General features: G+C 62.3%; 20 protein-coding genes. 16 read left to right on the top strand and 4 right to left on the bottom strand.

All coding sequences use genetic code 11. The features are described from left to right. Window positions 1-223 precede the first annotated feature (223 nt). Window positions 224-1,297 carry a DNA polymerase IV gene (gene dinB / locus EN862_RS10700; protein WP_245460077.1) on the top strand — a complete coding sequence of 358 codons (1,074 nt, stop codon included), beginning with the start codon at window positions 224-226 and terminating at the stop codon, window positions 1,295-1,297. 12 nt (window positions 1,298-1,309) lie between these two features. Here dinB and ligD read toward each other — a convergent pair whose 3' ends face one another. Beyond that, complete coding sequence (gene ligD, locus EN862_RS10705; protein ID WP_126101818.1) at window positions 1,310-3,250, bottom strand: DNA ligase D; 1,941 nt, start codon at window positions 3,248-3,250, stop codon at window positions 1,310-1,312. Window positions 3,251-3,381: 131 nt separating this feature from the next. On the opposite strand from ligD, the gene EN862_RS10710 reads away from it, so the two are divergent. The 6 genes from EN862_RS10710 to EN862_RS10735 all read left to right on the top strand — a co-directional run bounded on the left by EN862_RS10710 (window position 3,382) and on the right by EN862_RS10735 (window position 8,014). Beyond that, window positions 3,382-3,564 carry a DUF3606 domain-containing protein gene (locus EN862_RS10710; RefSeq protein ID WP_126101817.1) on the top strand — a complete coding sequence of 61 codons (183 nt, stop codon included), beginning with the start codon at window positions 3,382-3,384 and terminating at the stop codon, window positions 3,562-3,564. A gap of 19 nt (window positions 3,565-3,583) precedes the next feature. Further along, window positions 3,584-4,360, top strand: coding sequence for an exodeoxyribonuclease III (gene xth, locus EN862_RS10715; protein WP_126101816.1), 777 nt, complete (start codon window positions 3,584-3,586; stop codon window positions 4,358-4,360). A gap of 117 nt (window positions 4,361-4,477) precedes the next feature. Then, a complete protein-coding gene (locus tag EN862_RS10720) occupies window positions 4,478-4,927 on the top strand; it encodes a hypothetical protein (protein WP_126101815.1) in 450 nt (149 codons plus the stop codon). Window positions 4,928-5,085: 158 nt separating this feature from the next. Then, window positions 5,086-6,192, top strand: a complete 1,107-nt coding sequence (locus EN862_RS10725) for a hypothetical protein (protein ID WP_126101814.1) — start codon at window positions 5,086-5,088, stop codon at window positions 6,190-6,192. Next, window positions 6,192-7,043, top strand: coding sequence for an HNH endonuclease (locus EN862_RS10730; protein ID WP_126101813.1), 852 nt, complete (start codon window positions 6,192-6,194; stop codon window positions 7,041-7,043). Before EN862_RS10725 ends, EN862_RS10730 begins: the two co-directional genes overlap by 1 nt. 20 nt (window positions 7,044-7,063) lie before the next feature. Continuing rightward, complete coding sequence (locus EN862_RS10735) at window positions 7,064-8,014, top strand: hypothetical protein (RefSeq protein ID WP_126101812.1); 951 nt, start codon at window positions 7,064-7,066, stop codon at window positions 8,012-8,014. A 448-nt stretch (window positions 8,015-8,462) separates the two neighbouring features. Here EN862_RS10735 and EN862_RS10740 read toward each other — a convergent pair whose 3' ends face one another. Beyond that, a complete protein-coding gene (locus EN862_RS10740; RefSeq protein ID WP_127868432.1) occupies window positions 8,463-9,506 on the bottom strand; it encodes an aldo/keto reductase in 1,044 nt (347 codons plus the stop codon). A 176-nt stretch (window positions 9,507-9,682) separates the two neighbouring features. Between EN862_RS10740 and EN862_RS10745 the strand changes: the two genes are divergently transcribed. The 5 genes from EN862_RS10745 (at window position 9,683) to kdgD (ending at window position 13,788) form a co-directional block, all read left to right on the top strand. Next, window positions 9,683-10,756 (top strand): sugar ABC transporter substrate-binding protein, encoded by a 1,074-nt coding sequence (locus EN862_RS10745; protein ID WP_127868433.1) that lies wholly within the window; start codon window positions 9,683-9,685, stop codon window positions 10,754-10,756. A gap of 188 nt (window positions 10,757-10,944) precedes the next feature. After that, entirely contained in the window at window positions 10,945-11,955 is a 1,011-nt protein-coding gene (locus EN862_RS10750; RefSeq protein WP_193771561.1) for an ABC transporter permease, read from the top strand. Further along, complete coding sequence (locus tag EN862_RS10755; protein ID WP_245519551.1) at window positions 11,952-12,548, top strand: ATP-binding cassette domain-containing protein; 597 nt, start codon at window positions 11,952-11,954, stop codon at window positions 12,546-12,548. Before EN862_RS10750 ends, EN862_RS10755 begins: the two co-directional genes overlap by 4 nt. Then, window positions 12,503-12,778: a hypothetical protein gene (locus EN862_RS36815; protein ID WP_245519552.1), complete on the top strand. Its 276-nt coding sequence runs from the start codon at window positions 12,503-12,505 to the stop codon at window positions 12,776-12,778. The genes EN862_RS10755 and EN862_RS36815 overlap by 46 nt, the downstream gene beginning before the upstream one ends. Window positions 12,779-12,855: 77 nt before the next feature. Then, on the top strand, window positions 12,856-13,788 hold the full coding sequence (gene kdgD, locus EN862_RS10760) for a 5-dehydro-4-deoxyglucarate dehydratase (protein ID WP_127868435.1): 933 nt from the start codon (window positions 12,856-12,858) through the stop codon (window positions 13,786-13,788). A 17-nt stretch (window positions 13,789-13,805) separates the two neighbouring features. On the opposite strand, the gene EN862_RS10765 is transcribed toward kdgD, so the two are convergent. After that, window positions 13,806-14,537, bottom strand: coding sequence for a FadR/GntR family transcriptional regulator (locus tag EN862_RS10765; protein WP_189401950.1), 732 nt, complete (start codon window positions 14,535-14,537; stop codon window positions 13,806-13,808). Between the two features lie 151 nt (window positions 14,538-14,688). On the opposite strand from EN862_RS10765, the gene EN862_RS10770 reads away from it, so the two are divergent. Then, complete coding sequence (locus tag EN862_RS10770) at window positions 14,689-15,519, top strand: NAD(P)-dependent oxidoreductase (protein WP_127868437.1); 831 nt, start codon at window positions 14,689-14,691, stop codon at window positions 15,517-15,519. 1 nt (window position 15,520) lies between these two features. Here EN862_RS10770 and EN862_RS10775 read toward each other — a convergent pair whose 3' ends face one another. After that, on the bottom strand, window positions 15,521-17,113 hold the full coding sequence (locus EN862_RS10775; protein ID WP_127868438.1) for a GMC family oxidoreductase N-terminal domain-containing protein: 1,593 nt from the start codon (window positions 17,111-17,113) through the stop codon (window positions 15,521-15,523). 209 nt (window positions 17,114-17,322) lie between these two features. On the opposite strand from EN862_RS10775, the gene EN862_RS10780 reads away from it, so the two are divergent. From EN862_RS10780 to EN862_RS10790, 3 genes are all read left to right on the top strand, one after another. After that, complete coding sequence (locus EN862_RS10780; protein WP_127868439.1) at window positions 17,323-18,405, top strand: sugar ABC transporter substrate-binding protein; 1,083 nt, start codon at window positions 17,323-17,325, stop codon at window positions 18,403-18,405. A gap of 163 nt (window positions 18,406-18,568) precedes the next feature. Then, window positions 18,569-19,552 (top strand): ABC transporter permease, encoded by a 984-nt coding sequence (locus EN862_RS10785; RefSeq protein ID WP_127868498.1) that lies wholly within the window; start codon window positions 18,569-18,571, stop codon window positions 19,550-19,552. Window positions 19,553-19,557: 5 nt separating this feature from the next. Next, window positions 19,558-21,060 (top strand): sugar ABC transporter ATP-binding protein, encoded by a 1,503-nt coding sequence (locus EN862_RS10790; RefSeq protein WP_127868499.1) that lies wholly within the window; start codon window positions 19,558-19,560, stop codon window positions 21,058-21,060. The last annotated feature ends 2 nt before the right edge of the window (window positions 21,061-21,062 follow it).

Here is a 21,062-nt window from a genome sequence, read left to right on the forward strand (position 1 = left end):
CAAACTGTCTTCCCAACGAATTTCGGGGCTGATATGTTCCTTATTTGTTCTCTTGGGGCTGATGAGTCGATCGGGGTCGTTGCGTCGCTTCGAAAGTTGGATCGCAGACTGCACTCCATCGCGTTGCGGTCTATTTTCATATGCGGCAGGCGATGCGGGAAAGGGCGTTATGGGCGAGCGAATTGACAACGGCCAAGAAGCTGATGCGCCGAAGGCGAAAGGCATGGCCATTCTTCGCAAGATCATCCATGTCGATATGGATGCCTTCTTCGCCTCGGTCGAGCAGCGCGACAAACCGGACCTGCGTGGCAAGCCTGTGGCGGTTGGTGGCTCGGCGGCGCGGGGGGGCGTGGCCGCCGCCAGCTATGAGGCCAGAAAGTTCGGGGTGCGATCGGCCATGCCCTCGATCACCGCGAAGCGCAAATGTCCCGAACTGATCTTCGTGCCGCCGCGGTTTGACGCCTACCGGGCCGTCTCACAGCAGATACACGCGATCTTCGCCGAGCACACGCCACTGATCGAGCCGCTTTCGCTCGACGAAGCCTATCTGGACGTCACCGACAATCTTCAGGGCATCCCGGTCGCCACGACGATCGCGGAGATGATCCGCACGAAGATCAAGTCCGAGACCGGTCTGACAGCGTCAGCCGGCGTCAGCTACAACAAGTTCCTGGCCAAGCTCGCCTCTGGCCAGAACAAGCCAGATGGGCTGTTCGTCATCACTCCGAAAATGGGGCCGGCTTTTGTCGAGGCATTGCCCGTGCGGAAGTTTCATGGCGTTGGCCCGGCGACCGCCGACAAGATGGCCCGGCTCGGCATCGAGACAGGCGCTGACCTGCGTGCGCAGAGCCTGGTGTTCCTGGAGGAGAAGTTCGGGAAGGCAGGCCCGTACTATTACTGGATAGCCCGCGGCATCGACGAGCGTCCGGTGCGGGCCGATCGCGAGCGCAAGTCGGTGGGGGCCGAGGACACCTTCGTGAACGATTTGTTTGACCTCGAAAGTGCTCGCAGGGAACTGGCGCCATTGGTCCGAAAGGTCTGGCGCTATTGTGCGGAGCGATCGATCCATGGCCGGACCGTGACGCTCAAGGTGAAGTTCGCCGACTTTCAGCAGATCACACGCAGCCGAACGATCGGTGGCGTCATCGAGACGGAGACGGACCTGGCGACCGTCAGCGGCACACTCCTCGAACAGGTGTTTCCCGTCACCAAGGGGATACGCCTGCTTGGGGTGACGCTTTCGAACTTGAGCGGAACGCGAGCAGAGGCAGACGGCCAGATGTCGCTGACCATCTAGGACTGGCTGCTGTTACCGGACTGCTTTTCGGATCCGCTCGGTCAGGGTTTGTTCGACGTCGAAATAGCCTTCCCACGCGTCGTCGGACTGCCGAGCTCGCGCAGCGGACGCGTAGACGTCAAAGGCGCTGGCGCTTTTGAAGGCCGGCAATTCATCCCAGGTGACGGGTACGGCACAGGACGCTCCAGACCGGGCTCGGGTCGACCAGGGACATATTGCCGTGGCACCCTGGCCATTGCGCAGATAATCGAGGAACATACGGCCCTTGCGCCTCGCCTTGCTCATGTTCGCGACGAAGCGGGCCGGATCCGTGCGGGCCAGCAATTCGGCGAAGTCCTGGCAGAAGCTCTTGACCTCTTCCCAGTCGGCTTCGGGAACGAGTGGAACGACCACGTGAACGCCTTTGCCTCCGGACAGCAGCGGCCAGGATTGAAGGCCGAGCGCTTCCAGAACGCCCCGGATGTCGAGGGCTGCCTGCTTGACGTCGTTGAAACCAAGGCCCTCGTCGGGATCGATATCGAAGATCATGCGATGCGGCAGTTTCGGCTGCTGGCGCAGGCTGCCCCACACGTGGAATTCCAGCACGTTCATTTGGACGCCGGCGATCAGCCCCGCCAGATCGTCGACCCAAAGGATGCGTCTTTCCTTGCCGGACATCTTCTCCAAATGGCCGTCGTGGATGGCCTTGGGCATGCCTGGCAGCTTGTGCTTCTGAAAAAAGGTCTGCCGCAGATCGCCATCAGTGTCGCGCACCAGTGACAGCGGCCGATCCTGGATATGCGGCAACATCTTCTCAACGACCGCGGCGTAGTAGGCGGCGAGCGTAGCCTTTGTAACCTTGGTGCCGGGATACCTAACCTTGTCCGGATGCGTCAGCTTGACGCCGACCGCGACGGCGACCTCCTTGCCGATCGCCGGATCGAGATTGGCGGCGCCAGGCGTCGCCGGTGTCTTCGGCATTTCCATCGCCACCTGATCGGCTCGCTTGTCTTCGCGCATGCCCTGAAAGCTTGGATGTCGCAGGCTGCCATCTGGTGTGACCTCCGAATACGCAACCTCGGCAACAAGCTCGGGCTTGACCCATCTGGCTCGGCGCGCGATGTCCCGCGGTACGGAGGCGAAGGCCGGCTTATCGAGGCGACGCTTCTCAAGTTGCTCGAGGATGTTCTTGCGCATCGGCTGGGTGAAGCCAGTGCCGACGCGGCCACGATAGATCAGCTTGCCGTTCTCATAGGTACCCAAGATCAGCGATGCCATGCCGCGTCCGGTGTCGCTTGGGCGGTAACCGCCGACCACGAACTCCTGTCGTCTTGTGCACTTGATCTTGAGCCAGGTGGGGGCGCGGTCGCCGACATACCGGCTGTCCGCGCGCTTGGCGATGACACCTTCGTGGCCGCCGGCGCACATGGTGTCGAAGACTTTCTTCCCATTGTCGGCGATATGACTGGAGAATTGCAGGCTGTCGCCGGGCTCCCGCTTGCCCAGAAGGACCTCAAGTCTTTCCTTGCGGTCGAGGAGTGGACGGTTCGACAGATCGTCGCCGTTCAATTCGAGCAGATCGAAGGCATAGAACTTGAGCGGCATGCCCGCGGCGATGCCGGTTTTCAGCATGGAGAAATTGCTGCGACCCTGGCTGTCGATGGCCACGATCTCGCCATCGATAAGCGCGGAGCCCTTGGTCAGCGACCTCAGCGGCGGCACGATCACCTTGAACTGGCGGGTCCAGTCGTGGCCGTTGCGGGTATAGACCACGACCTCCGAGCCGGAGATCGCGGCCTGCGCGCGATAGCCATCGAACTTCATTTCGAAGAGCCAGTCGGCGCCCACCGGTATGTCGTCTGTCAGCGTGCAGAGCTGGAATGGGCGAAACTTGGGAAGCGCGTATGGAGGGATAGATTCCGAGTCCTTGCGCCGTGCGCGCTTCTTGCTGAGAGCGGCCTCTACGGCCGACATAGGGAACTCGCATACATTGTGCGATTCAATACTCTGACCTGAGATTCAGTTCCACTCCGCGCGTCTATCGATTGAACCGGAAGAGCCCGACCGCGTTGTTGGGAACTGCACGCAACCCCTTGGAGGAAGAAATGGCCACTACTCAAACAACTCGCGGACGTAGCCAGGACCGCGCGAAAGTCGCTGGTGGGCAGGATCATGAGGTGAAATACGAGGCGGGCAAGACTGGGGCCACCAAGGCTGGTGTCAAGTCGGCTGTGAAATCGGTCGGCAACAGTCGCAAGAAGGTCGAGGAAAAACTGGGCAAGAAGTGAGCCTCGGCCGCGAGGACAGATGGTCCGCATCGCCACCTTCAATGTGAACGGCGTCAATGGCCGGCTGCCCGTGCTCCTCAAATGGCTCAGGGCAAGGGACTACGACATCGTCTGCCTGCAGGAACTGAAAACGTCGGACGAGAAGTTTCCAGCCGACGCGATCCGCGAGGCGGGATACGGCGCGGTCTGGCATGGCCAGAAATCCTACAATGGAGTGGCCATTCTATCTCGGGGAATGGACCCGGTGGAACGCCGGCGCGGTCTGCCGGGCGATCCTGATGATACGCACAGCCGCTACATCGAGGCCGACGTGGACGGGCTTGTTGTCGGCTGCCTTTACCTGCCGAATGGGAATCCAGCGCCTGGTCCCAAGTTCGACTATAAGCTACGCTGGTTCGACCGTCTGATCAGCCACGGCCAAGTCCTGCTCAAAGAGGGAGCACCAACTGTGCTGTGCGGAGACTACAATGTCGTTCCAACCCCAATTGACGCTGTGGTGCCGCGACGATGGCTAGGCGATGCGGTTTACTTCCCCGAGAGCCGGCGAGCCTATGCCGAGATGCTTGAGAATGGGTGGATCGATGCGGTTCGACGCATTCATCCGGAGAAGGGCGTCTACACCTACTGGAATTTCTCCTACGGCGGTGGCTACGATAGGAGCTCTGGCTTCCGAATGGACCATCTGCTCATTAATCCCTCAGTTTCCGACAGGCTCCGCAACTCCGGTGTGGATGTCGAGTTGCGTGGTGAGGAAAAGCCGAGTGACCATGCGCCGGCTTGGATCGAACTTATCTAGCCCACGAGGCTGCGCGGGGTGCAAATAGCGCATTCCAGGCACCCCGAAGCTAACACCGGCTGAACTCATTAGTTGTTGTATGCTTGCACACGCCCAGGCAGGCATGAGGCCGCTTCATTGACAACGAGCGAAAGTAAAGAACTCCATTTCGACGATGTGGATAACAGACTCTACGGTAAGCTGCATGCTGCACGCCACGACTTGGCTGCTGCTCACAGCTACGGGCTGTTTATCTTAAAGAAGGGGTGGAATGGTCACCCGTATGGGCGCGCGTTCGGAGGGAGCAGGGGGTGGCCACAATTTCCCAAGGAGCTTCTGGATACCTACGACACAGCAGAAGCTGCGCTGCACATGAATGTCATTCGCCTGCGTCACCAAGTTTACGCTCATTCTGACTCCCAGAGCTACTATGTTCGACCCTGGCGATCCGACTACCATAGCGATATCGAGCAGGTGCCGATCTTGGAGTTCGATGCGGCGAGTACCCAAACGCTGGTTACGATGTCCCAGAAGATGATGGCGGCCATTGGCACGGCGATGCATCAGATAAAGGCTCGGTATCCTTAGATCGGTCACTGCGATGCAACCCCACGTCCGACATCCTTGCTGTCGACCCCAGTTGTAATCCTGCACCGATCCATCTGATTCGCGGCTCATTTCGCCTGTCGCCTTCCATGGCGAGATACTGGTATAGAATTTCTATTCGCGGGTTGGGGGGAGGGAGCGTGTTCTTTACAGTATTGCCTGTCGGCGGGCGGCCGCCGAGCAAGGCTCGATCGCGAGCATTTCTAATCAGCGACAACTGGGACGATTGGTTCGCATTCTCGACCATGTATTTCCTGACCTACATCGATGCCGATGGTGAGAGTCGGGACATCGGGTCCGTGAAAATCGGCCAAGTCGGGATGGAGAAACCTCAGCGGCGTCCCGACATTCCAGAGCGCTTCGAGGCCTTGGAGGAGCAATTTTTCTCTTTGGGCCAGGACGATACCTATTATGCCGCGCTGAACGAAATCGGGCCCGAGCTACGCGACCGAATCCTCGAAGGCCTCAGGGACCTCGCTTTCGATTCGGATCTTTTTGAGCGCGCGCTGCAGGAGCGTGTCACGGGACTATCGCTGCTTCGTTCCGTGTCGACGCAGGCGGTGCGTGGGCAGTACCGCCGCATGGCACGTGGTGGGGCTCGCGTCACACCCTTCGAATTCTCATACAGGATGCCTCGCGATCGCAGGTCGATTACGCAGCGGGTGGAATTGACGTTTGGGGTGTTTCCCGAAGTTCAGCCACCGACCAACATCCATGTCATCACGGGGCGGAACGGTGTGGGCAAGACCTACCTGCTAAACTCGATGACAGAAGCGTTCTTGGATGACAACGATCGCGCAAAGGGGCGCTTCGTCGTCAGTCACGACGACGAAGACGCCGGCTCATTTACAGGGCTCGTGTCGGTCAGCTTCAGCGCGTTTGACGATTTCACTCCAATCAGCGTTCCGAGGGACAAGTCCTCTGGTCCGCAATACTCAACCCACTCCCCTGTCGTGTTGCAGGAGGTGCCAATGAGTTGCGTCTGGAAGATTCGACGCAACGGACGCACTGTCGTCGCCGAACGTCCAGAAATTGAGACCTTTGGTGAGAACGTGGAAATTCTGACCCGCGAGGTCTTCGGCTTGGAGGTAACAGGGTCCGGCTTCCATAGGATGCTGCGAGATCAGGTGGCGGCGGGTGGCGACTTCGATGAGATCGTCGAACACTTCGTCGGTCAACTTGGCCTCGAAGGCCAGGCGATCGTTCGAGGCCTTATCGCTGCACGCGACGCGAATGGCGATGACTGATGTGGAAATTGCCAAAGCCCGAACAAACGGCCGAAGATGTGTTCACCACGACGATCAGCAAGGTGGCAAATGAGGACCTCAAACAGCGCCTTGTGAGCGTAACCGCTGCAATCGTTGGCGCCTCGATCGAGTTCGATGACGCGGCCTCCAACAATGAGATCCACACCATTGCACCGAGTGCGAACATCGACGGTATTGTAACAGTCAAGGAAATGTCGAGGGTCTACACTGGCAGATTGGCCGCGAAGGGGGCCCCTGGCCGGACCGTCTATGATGAACTAATGGCCGCTCCGAAGCACGGCCGATGCCCGCTCTGTGGCCAACACGTGGTCTCAACCCTCGATCACTATTTACCGAAAACTCAGTTTCCTGCGCTCGCGGTAGCCCCGTGGAACCTGATTCCGGCCTGTCATGACTGTAACAAGGCCAAGTCGGATGTCCGGCCATTGACGGCGAGCGAAGAGACTATCCATCCCTACTATGACGATATCGAAGGCGAGCCCTGGCTTGTCGCTGAAGTCGTCGAAGGTACGCCTGCGGCTCTGCGGTTCCTCGTTTCCCCACCAGCCGGCTGGAGCGAAATCTTGACCTCCCGGGTCCAGCGCCAGTTTAAGATGCTCAATCTGGCGAGCCGATATGCGGCAAAGGCCGCACAGGAACTTACCGAACTAAGCGATCTGATGAACACAAACTATGCAGATGGCGGCGCGGACGATGTGCGCTCACTTCTGCAGAGCACGGCGAACAGCTGTCGGCTGGTAAATGTGAATGGTTGGCGGACGGCCTCCTACCAGGCGTTGGCCGACAGTGACTGGTATTGCCGAGGCGGCTTCGCGGCGGGTGTAGCATGAGGAGGATTATAAACGGGGTCGTGTACGATACCGAAACCTCCGAGCGATTAGCCCGAGGCGACCACGGCGACGACAGGTCGGATGCCTCCTGGACGCTTTACCGGACACCAAGCGGCGTGTTCTTTGAGCTGCTGGCAGGTCATGATGGTGTGTTGGAGGGGTTCTTCCCCCTGACGGACCTGGAGGCGCGAAAGTTCCTAGAGCGCCATGCCAATGATCGGGTCGAGCAGTATTTCGGGCCCGCTCGCGAGGCGACGCGCTCGCTGTTTTCGCGCCGGACGATTATTGCGGCGGCTGACGTTCTGGAGAACCTGACGCAGGCTGAAATCAGTGCGCTGCTCACCGACTTTGGGCCCAGCGTTTACGAGAATATCGGAGGTGGTAGCGCAAAAGCACGGATGGTTGAACTGAAGCAGTTCATCGATAGAAATCCGAGACATCCCGTTGACGATGGACTACTTGAAAACGCGCTGGTTGAACGCGCGGCTGCGCGTCTTCCCGCCGTCAAGCCAGTATATGAATGGTCGAAGCCGACCGTTGAGAAGCCCGAGTTTCAAAGGCTCCGCTACGGACTGGAGCAAGACGGGTTCACAGTATCGGATGGCATTCTCCGGCGCAGCCTTCCCACGGACATTGGGCTCCCGCAAACCGATTCCGAGTTGCTGTTGCTTCTAAAGCAGCATCGGTTTGAGGTGTCGCGTGGTCACCTTGTTCAGGCACGGGATGCTCACGCCCGGGGAAATTGGGCGTCCGCAAACGCTGCTGTCGAATTGTGTAAGTTCGTTTGTGCTTGGGGGCCAAACGGGAAGCGATGCATACCCAAACTGAAGCAACCGCTGTCCTGTGCCGGTTTTGCGTACGGCGTCCGCCACAGCCGGCCAAACGAAGTGCGCCTTGGGCGCCGCAAAGGCGCTGACGGAAATGATGTAGTCAAAAGAATGCATGCCGCGACAGCGACTACATTGTTGTAGCCTTTTCAACAGCGTAGGAATCCGACGGTATTTGGAACGGTATTATCGAACTCATTGATAGAAATTATATAATAAATTCAATTCGTTGATGCTCCAGTTGATCATCGAGTGGGAGTAGGAGAACGGCGACAATGGCGTAATTCGGCGGCGATTTTCGCTGCCGTGCGAGTTGCCTTCCTGTCCATATCTGACTCCTATTCGACTGAGAATCTCCATCTCCGATCTGGCAGACGCGATCAGCGCCCACATCCCGGATCAAGTAAAGTGCTTTCGAACGGCGCGAGCGCTGCGGCGTAGAAAGGCGTGCGTAAAGGCGTGTCCGCTTTGCGCCTCATTCAAGCCCATGCGCACCGCATTGATCTCCGCCGAAAGCGGTCATTCGATTCGCGGGCGGAGATCGACAGTTCCGCACTCCATTTGAGATGTACAACTGGACAGTGAATGCGCATCAACCTTCGTCGGTCATGGGAAGGGGGGCGCCCTGCGCAATCAATCCGCTATCTCTGAGGTCGGTCCACAAACTGGATGGGATATCCTCGCCTAGGTAGGCCAGGTTCTGCTTGAGCTCTTCCGCCGACCGGGCGCCGGGAATGACGCTCGACACCAACGGATGGCCGAGTGGGAACTGCAGCGCCGCCGCCGGTAATGAAACCTCGTGGCGGGCGCAGACCGCCTCGATGCGGCGCACGCGCTCCAGCACCGGTTCGGGCGCCGGCCGGGTGTTGAAGGTCGCGCCCTTGACCGCGCCCGTCGCAAGGATGCCGGAATTATACGGTCCACCGATGATGATCCTGGTGCCGCGCTGCTCGCAGAGCGGCAGCAAAGTCGCCAACGGCTCCTGCTCGAGCAGCGTGTAGCGGCCGGCGAGCAGGAAATAGTCGAATTCCCCTGCGACGACGAAATCGGACAGCATCTGCCATTGGTTGATGCCGACGCCGACCGCCTTGATGACGCCCTGCGATCGTAGCTCGTCGAGAGCCGGATAAGCGCCGTCCATGGCTTCGCGAAAACGGCTCCTCGCATAAGGATCTTCGCCGGGGCCGAAATGGATCGCCTCGTCCGGATCGTGGATCGAGACCATGTCGACATAGTCGGTACCGAGCCGCTTCAGCGTGCCTTCGAGCGAACGCATCACGGCATCGCGCGAATAGTCGAACTCGGCGCGGAAGGAGCCCGGCTGGTCCCACAGCGCAGGCTTCAGCTCCTCGGGCGGGATCGGCACGAGGTCGTAACCGATCTTGGATGAGATGACGATGTCGGCGCGGGGTAGCGATTGGATCGCAAGGCCCAACCGCGTCTCGCTGACGCCGAAGCCGTAGACAGGGGCGGTGTCGAAATAACGGATGCCGCTGTCATAGGCCGCGTGCACGGTGTTGACCGCGGCATTCGTATCGACGGCGCGATACATGTTGCCGAGCCCCGTGCCGCCGAGTCCGATCGTGGTCACCTTTAGCCCGTTCTTCGCAACAGCCCTGAACTCGATTTCAGCCATTTTTCTTCCCTTGCTCTCGATCCTGCTGGCCAAGCTCCAACTCCGCATCGCGACCGGCCGCGACAGGTCCGCCGTCGATGCGGGGTCGAAAGGCCATTGACACCTAAGTTGTCATATAACAATGTAACCAGATGACACACAAGCGGGCAACGCCTGCAAATGAAAGGGAGGAACAGATGGACGACGAAACGAAGAATGAGATGGCCATGAGCCGGCGCGGCGCGTTCGCGCTGGCCGGCAAGCTCGGCCTCGGCGCTGCCGGGCTGGCGACAGGGCTGACGGGCGGAAGCTTGGCCGGCATCAGCGCGGCAAGAGCAGCCGATTCATCGGCCGGCTTGCCGAAGAAGCCGTATAAATTCCATTTCGTCTGCCATGTGACGCTGGACCAGTTCTTCACGCCGACTGTCTACGGCATCCAGGACGCCTGCGCCGCCTTCGGTTGCAGCTACCAGTGGACCGGTTCGCAGAAGAACGTCGTCTCCGAAATGGTCAGCGCCATGCAGACGGCGATCGCGCAGAAGTCGGACGGCATCGCGGTGTGCCTGGTCGATCCGACGGCTTTCGACGCCGCCACCGAAATGGCGGCGCAGGCTGGCATCCCGGTCGTCGCCTTCAATGCCGACGTGCCGGTCGGCAGCCCCAACAAGCGGCTCTCCTATGTCGGCCAGCCGCTCTACCAGTCGGGCTATAACTCGGCGCTGAAATGGCTGAAGCTGATCCCCAAGGGCGGCCACGTCATGCTGTCGATCGGCGTGCCTGGCTCGCTCAACACGCAGCCGCGCCTCGATGGCTACATCCAGGCGATCAAGGACTCTAACAGCGGCGTCACTTACGATGTCGTCAACACCGGCCCGGATCCGGCAACGGAAATCTCGCGCGTCGAGAGCTACTATCTCAGCCACAAGAACGTGAACGGCATGTTCGGCACCGGCGGCTCCGACACCTATGCCTGCGGCTTCATCTCCAACAAATATGGGCTGGTCAAGAACGGCGGCGCGGTCGCCGGCTTCGACCTGTTTCCGCAGACGCTGGACTTCATCAAATCCGGCGACGTCAACTTCACCACGGACCAGCAGGCCTATCTGCAGGGCTTCCTGCCGGTGCAGCAGATGTATCTCTACAAGCTCTCCGGTGGCCTCGTCGGCCCTGCCAACAGCGACACCAGCCAGGCCTATGTGACCAAGGACAATGTCGACGCCTATGTCGGCAAGACGCGATTCGAGGGCCGCAGCGACGCCGAGCCGACCTGAGCCCTAACGGCTTCCCTGCCACCGCCCTCGCCATCTCATCTCGCGATGGGCGGCGACGGCGTCGGCCGCGGATGCATAGCCCGCTACCGTTGAACTTGCCTCGCATTGAAACCAGGAAGACAAGCTTGCCGCCCACCGCAATACAGCCAGCGAAGAAGAACGCCGTTGGCGTCAAGGTCCCCCGGACAATGCGGGAGCAACTGCTCATCCTGTTGTCGCGCTACCGCGAGGCCAGCATCGCCGTCGTCGCCATCGTGCTGGTGATCTATTTCCAGCTCGGCAGCGACGGAGGTTTCCTGTCGCCCTCGTTCATGAGCGTGGTGCTGCGCGACACCGGCCGGCTGGGCTTGATCGCCGCGGCCGAAGTCATGCTGATGATCACCGGCGAGATCGACCTGTCGCTCAGCGCCATCTTCTCCATCGCTCCCTATGTCATGGCGCTGCTGTCGGTGACCTACGGCGTGCCTTTGGCCGTCGGTGCGGTGATCGGCGTGCTGATCGGCATCCTCGTCGGCGCCATCAACGGCATCATCACCGTGCGCTTCAAGGTGCCCTCGTTGATCACCACGGTCGGCACGCTGTTCTTCCTGCAAGGCATCGTGGTGTCGATCTACAACAGCCAGCCGATCGTGGCGCCGGTCGAGCAGCCTTTCAACGCGATCTTCGGCCAGAGCCTCTACCAGCCGACGGATGCGCTTTTGTCCTGGCACGGCGTCACCGCTTTCACGCCGTTCCTGTGGGCGGTGCTGGTCGTGCTGGTGCTGGCCCTGGTGCTCAACCGCACCACCTTCGGCCTGCACACGATTGCGACCGGAAGCAATATCATCGGCGCGCGTGAGATCGGCGTGCGCACCGATCGCATGAAGACGTACAATTTCATGATCGCCGGCGGCTGCGCCGCCTTTGCCGGCATCATCAACACGGCGCAATTCACCTCGGCCGACCCGCAGGCCGGCAGTCCGTTCCTGACGTTGCAGGCGATTGCGGCGGCGGTCATCGGTGGCACGTCGCTGCTCGGCGGCTCGGGCACCGTGATCGGCGCGCTAATCGGCGCCTTCGTCGTCGCCTCGCTCAACAACGGCCTGGTTATGATCGGCGCCCAGGCGACCGTCTCCGACATCTATCTCGGGGCGGCCATCATCGCCGCCATGATCCTTTCGATCCAGGTCGACCGGCTGCGCACACGGAGGCGCGTATGAACACGCAAACTGTTCCGCCGCTGGCGCCCGATGCGCCTGTCGTGCTGGAGATGACCAACATCTCCAAGAGTTTTGGCGCCGTCACCGCGCTGGTCGACGTCTCGATCAGGCTGCGCCAGGGCGAGGTTCTGGCGCTGGTCGGCGACAACGGCGCCGGCAAGTCGACGCTGATCAAGATCTTGTCCGGCTTCCACCAGCCCGACACAGGCACGATCGTCTCGCAGGGCAAGGAAGTGCGTTTCGCCTCGCCGCGCGACGCCCGCGCGCAAGGCATCGAGACCGTCTATCAGGACCTGGCGCTGATCGGCGACCTCAGCGTCTACCACAACATGTTCCTGGGACGCGAATACCGCAAGCGCGTGCTCGGACTGAACCTGCTCGATAACGGGAAGATGCGCGAGCAGGCGCAGCTTTATCTCGACACGCTGGGCATCTCGATCCCCTCTGTCAACAGCACTGTCGACCTTCTGTCCGGCGGTCAGCGCCAGTGCATCGCGGTTGCCCCTCGATCTATTCGTCACCAAAAATCCTGGTGCTCGACGAACCGTTGGCCGCGCTCGGCGTGCGCGAGAGCGCGCATGTCTTGGGCCTGATCCAGAACCTACGCCAGCAGCGCCGGGTCTCGGTGATCCTGATCGTGCACAACTACAACCAGATCTTCGAGGTCTGCGACCGCATCAACTTTCTGCATTCGGGCGAGATCGCGCTCGACGCCTCGACGGCCGACACCAGCGAGGAGGAACTGATCCGCATCGTCAAGTCGGGCCTCGGCCGCAAGGCGATCGATGCCGCCGCGGCGCAAGTGCGGCCGGGCTTCGTATGAGCCGCCGACAAGGCACCGCTAGAACAATCCCAGCCGGCTCGACCCCACCCACCGGCCCTTCGCATGGAGCACTCGCTTTGACCTCCTCTCCGACCGAACTGATGAAATCCCTTGGCCGCGGACTGCTGTCGTTCCCGCTAACTTTTTTCGACAAGAACGGCGCCTTCAACGAAGACGGCTACCGCGCCCATGTCGCAGCCCAGGGCGCTGCCGGAGCGAGCGGGCTTTTCGCCGCCGGCGGCACCGGCGAGTTCTTCTCGCTAACGCTCGAGGAGTACGAACGCGTCGTGCGCTCGGCCTCGCACGAAGTGCCCAAGACCCTACCGCTGCTCGCCGGCGTCGGCTATGGCACGCATATGGCGGTGGAGTTCGCCAAGGCGGCCGAGGCCAATGGCGCCGATGGCCTGCTGGTGCTGCCGCCCTATCTGGTCAAGTCCGAGCAGGAGGGCCTGCGCCGCCATCTCACCGCCATCTGCCGTTCGGTGGGTATCGGCGTCATCGCCTACAACCGCGACAATGCCATTCTGGCGCCCGAGACGCTCGAGCGCGTGGCGCAGGATTGCCCTAACTTGATCGGCTTCAAGGACGGCGTCGGCGACATCGAGCTGCTCACCGCCACGCGCTATCGCATGGGCGACCGGCTGGTCTTCATCGGCGGCATGCCGACGGCGGAGGTCCATGCCAGCGCGGCGGCCGCCATCGGCATGACAACCTATTCGTCGGCCATCTACAACTTCGCGCCCGAGGTTGCGCTGCGTTTCTTCAACGCCCTGCGGGCCGGCCGCAAGACCGAGGTCGACGATCTCATCCGCTCGTTCTTCCTGCCCTATCTCGCCATCCGCAACCGGCGCGCCGGCTATGCGGTATCGATCGTCAAGGCTGGCGCGCGCATTGCCGGCATCGACTGCGGACCGGTCCGCTCGCCGCTGCTCGATCTGACGGCGGATGAGGAACGCCAGCTCGCCGCCCTTATGCAGGTCTGCAAGATGCCGGTGGCCGAGATGGCTTAGGTCCGATGGATCCTGTGTTACCGCCTTGCCGGACCGTCGACCATGCGGCGATAGCGCTCGCGGCCCGCTTCCAGATGCTCGCGCAAGGTGAAGCGGGCGGCTTCGACATTCTGCCGCTCGATGGCCTGGTAGATGCGGCGGTGCTCCGTCTGGACCTGCTCCAGATACAGCCGCCGCTGCTCCGGCGTTTCGTCGCGCGGGCGCATCAGCTGGCGCGGAATGATGACGGGTCCGAGGAAATGCATGAAGCGTTCGAAATAGGGGTTGCCGGTGGCGGACGCGATCGCCCGGTGGAAGGCGAAATCCGGCTCGATGGCGCTCTCGCCCGCCGCGATCGAGGCGTCGATGGCATCGAGGCAGTCGCGCATGCGGGCAAGATCGTCGTCGCTGCGCTTCTCGGCGGCGATGCCGGCGGCTTCCTGTTCCACCGCCAGCCGAAGCTGCAGCACGTTCTGCACTTCGGTCAGCGAGGTGAGCTCGTCGGAGATGATGCGGAAGGTGGTGGCGGCCTGATGATCGGCGACGAACACGCCCGCCCCCTGGCGGCTGACAACAAGCCCTTCCGAGCGCAGCGAGGCCATGGCTTCGCGGATCACCGTGCGGCTCACGCCGAATTGCGCGATCAACTCCTGCTCGGTCGGCAGTTTTTCGCCGCTCGTCAAGTGACCGGCACGTATTTGGCGCGCAAACCAGTCCGCAACCTGCGCAGTGCGGCTGATCTGCGGGGGAAGGCCAAAGGAACGTTTCATCGTCGCCAAGCAATAAACGAACCGCATTTGCTGGCAAGTCATAATTTGTCTGGTGATATGATGAGATTTTCAACGGCCGTGCCGAAGGCAATCTGCGCGGTCCTTGCGGGTGCGCGCAAGTATCGGCGTAGCGACCGGGAAAGGGCAGGGCATGATGCTTTCCACAAAACCTGTGTTGTTGACCGGGGCGTCCGGCACGATCGGAAGGCTGCTCTCGGCCAGGCTGGCTTCACTGGGCTGGACGTTGCGGCTCACCGATGTCGCGCCCTTGGCGATCCCGTTGCCGGACAGGGCAAGCTTCACCCTGGCCGATCTCGAGGACCAGAAGGCGGTGGATGAACTAGCCGAGGGCTGCGGCCTGATCCTGCATTTCGGCGGCATCTCCACCGAGCAACCCTTCGAGACCGTGCTCGGCCCAAACATCCGCGGCGCCTACCACATCTACGAGGCGGCGCGCCGGGAGAAAGCGCGCGTCGTGTTCCCTTCCTCGGTGCATGCGGTCGGCCTCTACGAGCGGACCGAGATTCTCGACCAGGATTGCCTGCTCAGGCCGGACGGCTATTACGGCCTGTCCAAGGCCTATGGCGAGATGCTGGCGCGGCTCTATTTCGACAAGCATGCGGTGGAGAGCGTGCTGATCCGCATCGGTTCCGTGCTGCCGGAAGTGCCCGACGAGCGCATTCTCTCGACCTGGATATCGCATGACGATTTCGTGCGCCTGATCGCACGTTGCGCTGAAGCGGAGCGCGTCGATTGTTCCGTGATCTGGGGCCAGTCCAACAACAGCCGCGGCTTCTGGCGTAAGGATGCCCGCAAGAAGCTCGGCTGGACGCCGCAGGACAGTTCCGACGGCCAGGCCGAGCGTGTGCGCGGCAAGGTGACCGACAACCCGGTGGTCGAGCGCTACCAGGGCGGCAAGTTCATCGTCGTCGACTACAGCCGCGCGGATTTTCCGCCACGCGAGATGTTCGAGGACGAGTGAGCTATGCCGCTGGTGTCTTGCCGATGATCATATCCGCCGCCTTCTCGGCGATCATGATCACCGCTGCGTTGGTGTTGGAAGAGACGATGCGCGGCATCACAGAGCTGTCGCAGACGCGCAGGCCGGCAAGACCGCGCACACGAAGCTCGGGATCGACGACGCTGTCGGCATCGCCGCCCATGCGGCAGGTGCCGACCGGATGATAGGCGCTGCGGCCATGCTGGCGGGCAAAGGCTTCGAGCGCCGCGCGGCCCTTCGTCGCCGCTCCGGGCAGATGCTCACGGCTGATGTATTTGGCGAAGGCCGGCTGCGAGAGGATTTCGCGGCTGATCTCGATGCCGTCGATGGCGCGTTCGAGATCGTAGCGCTCGGCGAAAGGATTGGGATCGATGACCGGCGCATCGCGCAGGTCCGCCGAGCGCAGCGCCACGCTGCCGCGCGAACGCGGCCGTACATGGTAGGAATTCAGCGTGCAGCCATTGCCGCCGGGAACCGAACCGATGCCTTCCTCGACACCGGCGCCGGGCAGGAAATGGAACTGGATGTCGGGCGTCCTCTCGGCGCGATCGCCCCACCAGAAACCGCCGGCCTCGACGATGTTGGAGGCAACCGGTCCCTTGCCGAACAGCGCGTATTCGAGACCGGCAAGGGCCTGCCAGCGCTTCTTCTTGTAGCGGTCGATGCCATGTGGGCCGTTGAGTTCGGCGACGACGTCGACATCCATATGGTCGTGCAGGTTCTGGCCGACGTTTTTCAGATCATGCACCACCTTGATGCCGTGCCGCGCAAGATGCGCGGCCGGGCCGATGCCGGACAGCATCAGGAGTTTCGGCGAGCCGATGGCGCCGGACGTGACGATCACCTCGCGTTCGGCACGTATCAGCTCGGGGCGACCATTGACGATGATCTCGACGCCGACGGCGCAGCCATTCTCGACGACGACGCGGCTGACCGTGGCGTCGGTGCGCAGCGTCAGATTCTTGCGGCCCAGCGCGGGCTTGAGATAGGCGACCGCCGTGCTCGAGCGCTTCCCGTTGCGCGTCGTCGTCTGGTAGAAGCCGGCGCCTTCCTGCTCGCCGGCATTGAAGTCGGCGCGGAAAGGCAGGCCGGCCTGCTGCGCCGCCTTGACGAAGATCCTGGTCAGCGGATGCGGCGCGCCGCTGGAGACGCCGAGCGGACCCTCAATGCCGTGCTGCGGGCCGGCAAAGGTGTCGTTGCCCTCGGACCTGACGAAATAGGGCAGCACATCGGCGTAGTTCCATCCGGCGCAGCCGAAGTCGGCCGCCCAGCCGTCATAGTCCTGCGGGCAGCCTCGCGTGAACACCTGGGCATTAATGGACGAGCCGCCGCCCAGCACCCGTGCCTGCGGGTAGACCATGACGCGGCCATCGATCTCCTGGCCGGGCGCCGCGTCATAGCCCCAGATCAGCGGGCCGGACGTCATCTTGAAGAAGCCGACCGGCATGTGGATGTAACGGTCGGTGTCGGGCGGGCCGGCCTCGAGCAGGACGACCGACAGGCCTGGATCCTCGCTCAGTCTCGCGGCAAGCACGCAGCCGGCCGAGCCGCCGCCAACGATGATGTAGTCCGGCATTCTCGCTCCCTAGCCGAGGCGAAGTCAGTGCCTCGCTCTTCATGCGCGTGACGATCTCAAGTCGCTTGTGCCGCGTCAAGAGAAAGAGTATGGTTGCCGTGTTGAAGGGTTGTCATACAAGTAGAGGAGACCGATAACCCTCGCTGGAGGATCCGGCCGCGCCCTGCGCAAGCGCCGGGCGGCAAACAAATTCAATCGGGAGGTTCGAAATGAAGGACAGCAATGGTCTTGTTTTTTCCGGCAGCGTGAGCCGCCGGACGCTGATGCTGGGCGCCGCCGCCGGCGCGGTGACGCTGGCGATGCCGAACATATTGCGCGCGGCCGACAAGCCGACGCTGGTGACGTCGATCCGCTCGTTGTCCAATCCCTATCACGCGGTGTGGAAGACCGGCGCCGAGGCCTATGCCAAATGGGCCGGGCTGGAGCATGTCACGCTGGTTTCGGAAGGCAATAGCGAGAAGGGCATCGCCGACATCAAGGCGATGCTGGCCAAGACCAACGGCAATATGGTGCTCAGTTCCGATCCCAACGACACGCCCGACGCGCGCCCGATCGTCGAAGCCTGCGCCAAGGCCGGCGCCTATGTGGTGACGCAGTGGAACAAGCCGGCCGACCTGCACCCCAAGGACTTCAATCCGAACTATGTCTCGCATATCGAGTTCGACGGCATCGCCAGCGGCAAGACCATCGCCGAGATCCTGTTCAAGACCATCGGCGGCAAGGGCGGCATCGTCGCGCTCGGCGGCCTGATCTCGACCACGGCTGCGATTGAACGGAAGAAGGGCCTTGATGCAGCGCTTGCAGCCAATCCCGACATCAAGCTGCTCGACTTCCAGGTCGCCAACTGGAAATCGACCGAGGCCTTCGACCTGATGGGCAATCTGCTGACCCGCTTCGGCGACGACATCAAAGGCATCTGGGCCGCCAATGACGACATGGGCTCCGGCGCGCTCGAAGCGCTGCGCGCCGAAAACCTCGCCGGCAAGGTGCCGATCGTCGGTGTGGACGGCATCAAGACGGCGGTCGACGCGGTGCGCACCGGCGAGTTCGCCTGCACCGTCACCTCCGATCCGTTATGGCAGGGCGGCATGGGGCTCGCCATCGGCTACAACGCCAAGATTGGCAAGTTCGACCCGGCCAAGGAGCCGCCGGAGCACCGCGAATTCTATGGCAAGGCGGTGTTGATCTCGCACGACAATGTCGAGGAATATTACAAGACCAATGTCGAGTCGAAGCCCGAGATTGACTGGAACGATCTGTGGGGCCGGGTGACCGGAGCGATCCGCGCCTGACCCGTTGGGGCGGGCCGGCTTCTCCCTGGCAGCGGCCCGCTCCCTTTTTGCCGGCGTCTTGCGCCCGTGGCCACGAGCCTGTTACCAGCTGACGGGAAGCGGTTTCTTGACAATCCAGACAGAACCCCTGAAGTCCGTTTCGGACATCGAGCGGACGACGCTTATGACATTCCTCCCCGGCCGCATCGCCACTATGCTCGGCGGCAGGCGCTGGCGCAGGCTCGCGCCGCTGGCGGTGCTGGTCGTGCTGTGCATTCTGATCACCATCGCCAATCCCAATTTCATCGAGCTGCGCAATCTTGTGCGGCTGGCGAACTCCGCCGCGGTCCCGCTGACACTGGCGATGGGGCTGACATTCATCATTCTGATGGGCAGCATCGACCTTTCGGTCGAGGGCACGCTGTCGGTGGCGGCGATGGTGGTGGTGCTGCTGGCCGCCAATGACAGCAACGGCAACGATTATGGCTGGTGGGCGGTGCTGGCGGCGATCGCCTCGGGCACGATCATGGGACTGATCAGCGGTCTCGTCCAGACGATGCTGCGCATCCCATCTTTCATGGCGACGCTCGGCATGTGGTTCATCGGGCTTGGCCTGTCGGTCTATATGCTGGGCGGCTCGGCCATCCGGCTCAACGACGCCTCGATCCGCGACCTCGCCTTGCATCGTTTCCTCGGGCTGCCGCTGGCGGTCTGGGTCGCGATCGGCGCGTTCGCCCTTGCCGCCGTCATCCAGTATTACACAAGGCTCGGCCGCCACATATTGGCGATCGGCGGCGACGAGGACGTGACCAAGCTCTCTGGCGTCAATGTCACGCGCGTACGCATCGCGGCGTTTGCGCTGGCCGGCTTCTTCTTCGGCATTGCCGGCGTGCTTGCCGCCGCCCAGCTCGGTCAGTCGCACGCCGTCATCGGCGACGGCAGGCTGTTTGCCGCGGTCACGGCGGTGGTTGTCGGCGGCACGGCACTGACCGGCGGCGAGGGTGGCGTCGTCAATACGCTGATCGGCGTGCTGATCGTCACCGTTTTAGCCAACGGCATGATCCTGCTCGGCATCTCGCCTTACATCCAGCAGACGGTGCAGGGACTGATGATTATCGCCGCCGTGGCGCTGTCGCTCGACCGCGTTCGCCTCAAGATCGTGAAGTGACCGCCATGCTGCAGGCGTCGAACATCATCAAGAACTTCCCCGGCGTCCAGGCGTTGCGCGACGTCTCCATAGAGGTGCGTCCAAACGAGGTGGTGGGGCTGATCGGCGAGAACGGCGCCGGCAAGTCGACGCTGATGCGGCTGCTGGCCGGCGGCTACCGGCCGGATGGCGGTTCACTCACGCTGGATGGCGAGCCGCTCAAGCTGCGCAACGCCCGTGACGCTGCCAGGCACGGCATCGGAATGGTGTTCCAGGAACAGTCGCTGGTGCTCAATCTCACTGTCGCCGAAAACATCTATCTGGGTGAAGAAGACCGTTTCACCCGCTTCGGCCTCGTCAATTGGCGTGCCATGAACGCCGCAGCGCGACGGCAGCTTGCCAAGATCGGCGTCGACATCGATGTCACCGCGCGCACCTCCGAGCTGACCTTCGCAGCGCGCCAGATGGTCGAGCTCGCCAAGGCGCTGACGCTGGAGGAGATGGTCGAGCGTCCGTTGCTCATCCTGCTCGACGAGCCGACCTCGGTGCTTAACGCCGCCGATATCGAGGTGCTGTTCGCGCGGGTTCAGTCTTTGAAGTCTCGCGCCAGCTTCGTCTTCGTGTCGCATCGGCTCGACGAGGTGCTGTCGATTTCCGACCGCGTCTACACGATGAAGGATGGCGCGGTCGTGGCCGAGCACCGCGCCGCGGAAGTCACGGCGCCGGAGCTGCACGAGATCATGGTGGGGCGCGGGCTGCAGGCCGAATATTACCGCGAGGCGCGCCAACAGCCGCCGGGCGACAAGGTCATGGTCGAGGCCAAGGGGCTGGGCGCCAACGGGTTCTATCACGGGGTCGATCTTTCGATCCGTGCCGGCGAGATCGTGGGCATCGCCGGCGTCGTCGGCTCCGGCCGCGAAGAGGTGACCCGCACCATCGGCGGATTCCTGCCGCATGATGAAGGCGAGATGAAGATCGCCGGCGAGCCGGTGCGCTTCAGTTCGCCGGAACCGGCGGTGCGCAGGGGAATCGGTTATGTCCCGCGCGAGCGCAGGCTCGAAGGGCTGGTGATGTTCCTGTCGATCGCCGAGAACATCTCGCTGGCGGACCTCTCGAGCGTCATGCGCAACGGCGCCATCGATTACGGCAAGGAGCGGCGGCTCGCCGCCGACTGGATCAAGCGGCTCAGCATCAAGGCGCCGGGACCGGACGCCGCCTGCCGCAAGCTTAGCGGCGGCAACCAGCAGAAGGTGGTGCTGGCGCGCTGGATGACGGCCGGCTCGCGCATCCTGGTGCTCGACCATCCGACGCGCGGGCTTGATGTCGGCGCGAAGGAAGAGGTCTACGAGCTGGTGCGCGACCTCTCGCAGCAAGGCGTGGCGATCCTTCTGATCTCCGACACGCTGGAAGAGACGATCGGCCTGTCGCACCAGGTGCTGGTGATGCGCGACGGCGAGATCACCGCGCGCTTCGATGCGAGCCCAGGCAACAAGCCCAAGCAGGTAGACCTCCTGCGAGCGATGGTGTGAGC

Source organism: Mesorhizobium sp. M2E.F.Ca.ET.219.01.1.1 (genome assembly GCF_004016445.2).
In the GTDB taxonomy this organism is placed as follows: domain Bacteria; phylum Pseudomonadota; class Alphaproteobacteria; order Rhizobiales; family Rhizobiaceae; genus Mesorhizobium.

Excerpts from the sequence above, each read along its gene's own strand:
- dinB (WP_245460077.1), top strand. The coding sequence starts at position 224 with ATGGCCATTCTTCGCAAGATCATCCATGTCGATATGGATGCCTTCTTC.
- ligD (WP_126101818.1), bottom strand. The coding sequence starts at position 3,250 with ATGTCGGCCGTAGAGGCCGCTCTCAGCAAGAAGCGCGCACGGCGCAAG.
- EN862_RS10710 (WP_126101817.1), top strand. The coding sequence starts at position 3,382 with ATGGCCACTACTCAAACAACTCGCGGACGTAGCCAGGACCGCGCGAAA.
- xth (WP_126101816.1), top strand. The coding sequence starts at position 3,584 with ATGGTCCGCATCGCCACCTTCAATGTGAACGGCGTCAATGGCCGGCTG.
- EN862_RS10730 (WP_126101813.1), top strand. The coding sequence starts at position 6,192 with ATGTGGAAATTGCCAAAGCCCGAACAAACGGCCGAAGATGTGTTCACC.
- EN862_RS10740 (WP_127868432.1), bottom strand. The coding sequence starts at position 9,506 with ATGGCTGAAATCGAGTTCAGGGCTGTTGCGAAGAACGGGCTAAAGGTG.
- EN862_RS10745 (WP_127868433.1), top strand. The coding sequence starts at position 9,683 with ATGGACGACGAAACGAAGAATGAGATGGCCATGAGCCGGCGCGGCGCG.
- EN862_RS10750 (WP_193771561.1), top strand. The coding sequence starts at position 10,945 with ATGCGGGAGCAACTGCTCATCCTGTTGTCGCGCTACCGCGAGGCCAGC.
- EN862_RS10755 (WP_245519551.1), top strand. The coding sequence starts at position 11,952 with ATGAACACGCAAACTGTTCCGCCGCTGGCGCCCGATGCGCCTGTCGTG.
- EN862_RS10765 (WP_189401950.1), bottom strand. The coding sequence starts at position 14,537 with ATGAAACGTTCCTTTGGCCTTCCCCCGCAGATCAGCCGCACTGCGCAG.
- EN862_RS10770 (WP_127868437.1), top strand. The coding sequence starts at position 14,689 with ATGATGCTTTCCACAAAACCTGTGTTGTTGACCGGGGCGTCCGGCACG.
- EN862_RS10775 (WP_127868438.1), bottom strand. The coding sequence starts at position 17,113 with ATGCCGGACTACATCATCGTTGGCGGCGGCTCGGCCGGCTGCGTGCTT.
- EN862_RS10780 (WP_127868439.1), top strand. The coding sequence starts at position 17,323 with ATGAAGGACAGCAATGGTCTTGTTTTTTCCGGCAGCGTGAGCCGCCGG.
- EN862_RS10785 (WP_127868498.1), top strand. The coding sequence starts at position 18,569 with ATGACATTCCTCCCCGGCCGCATCGCCACTATGCTCGGCGGCAGGCGC.
- EN862_RS10790 (WP_127868499.1), top strand. The coding sequence starts at position 19,558 with ATGCTGCAGGCGTCGAACATCATCAAGAACTTCCCCGGCGTCCAGGCG.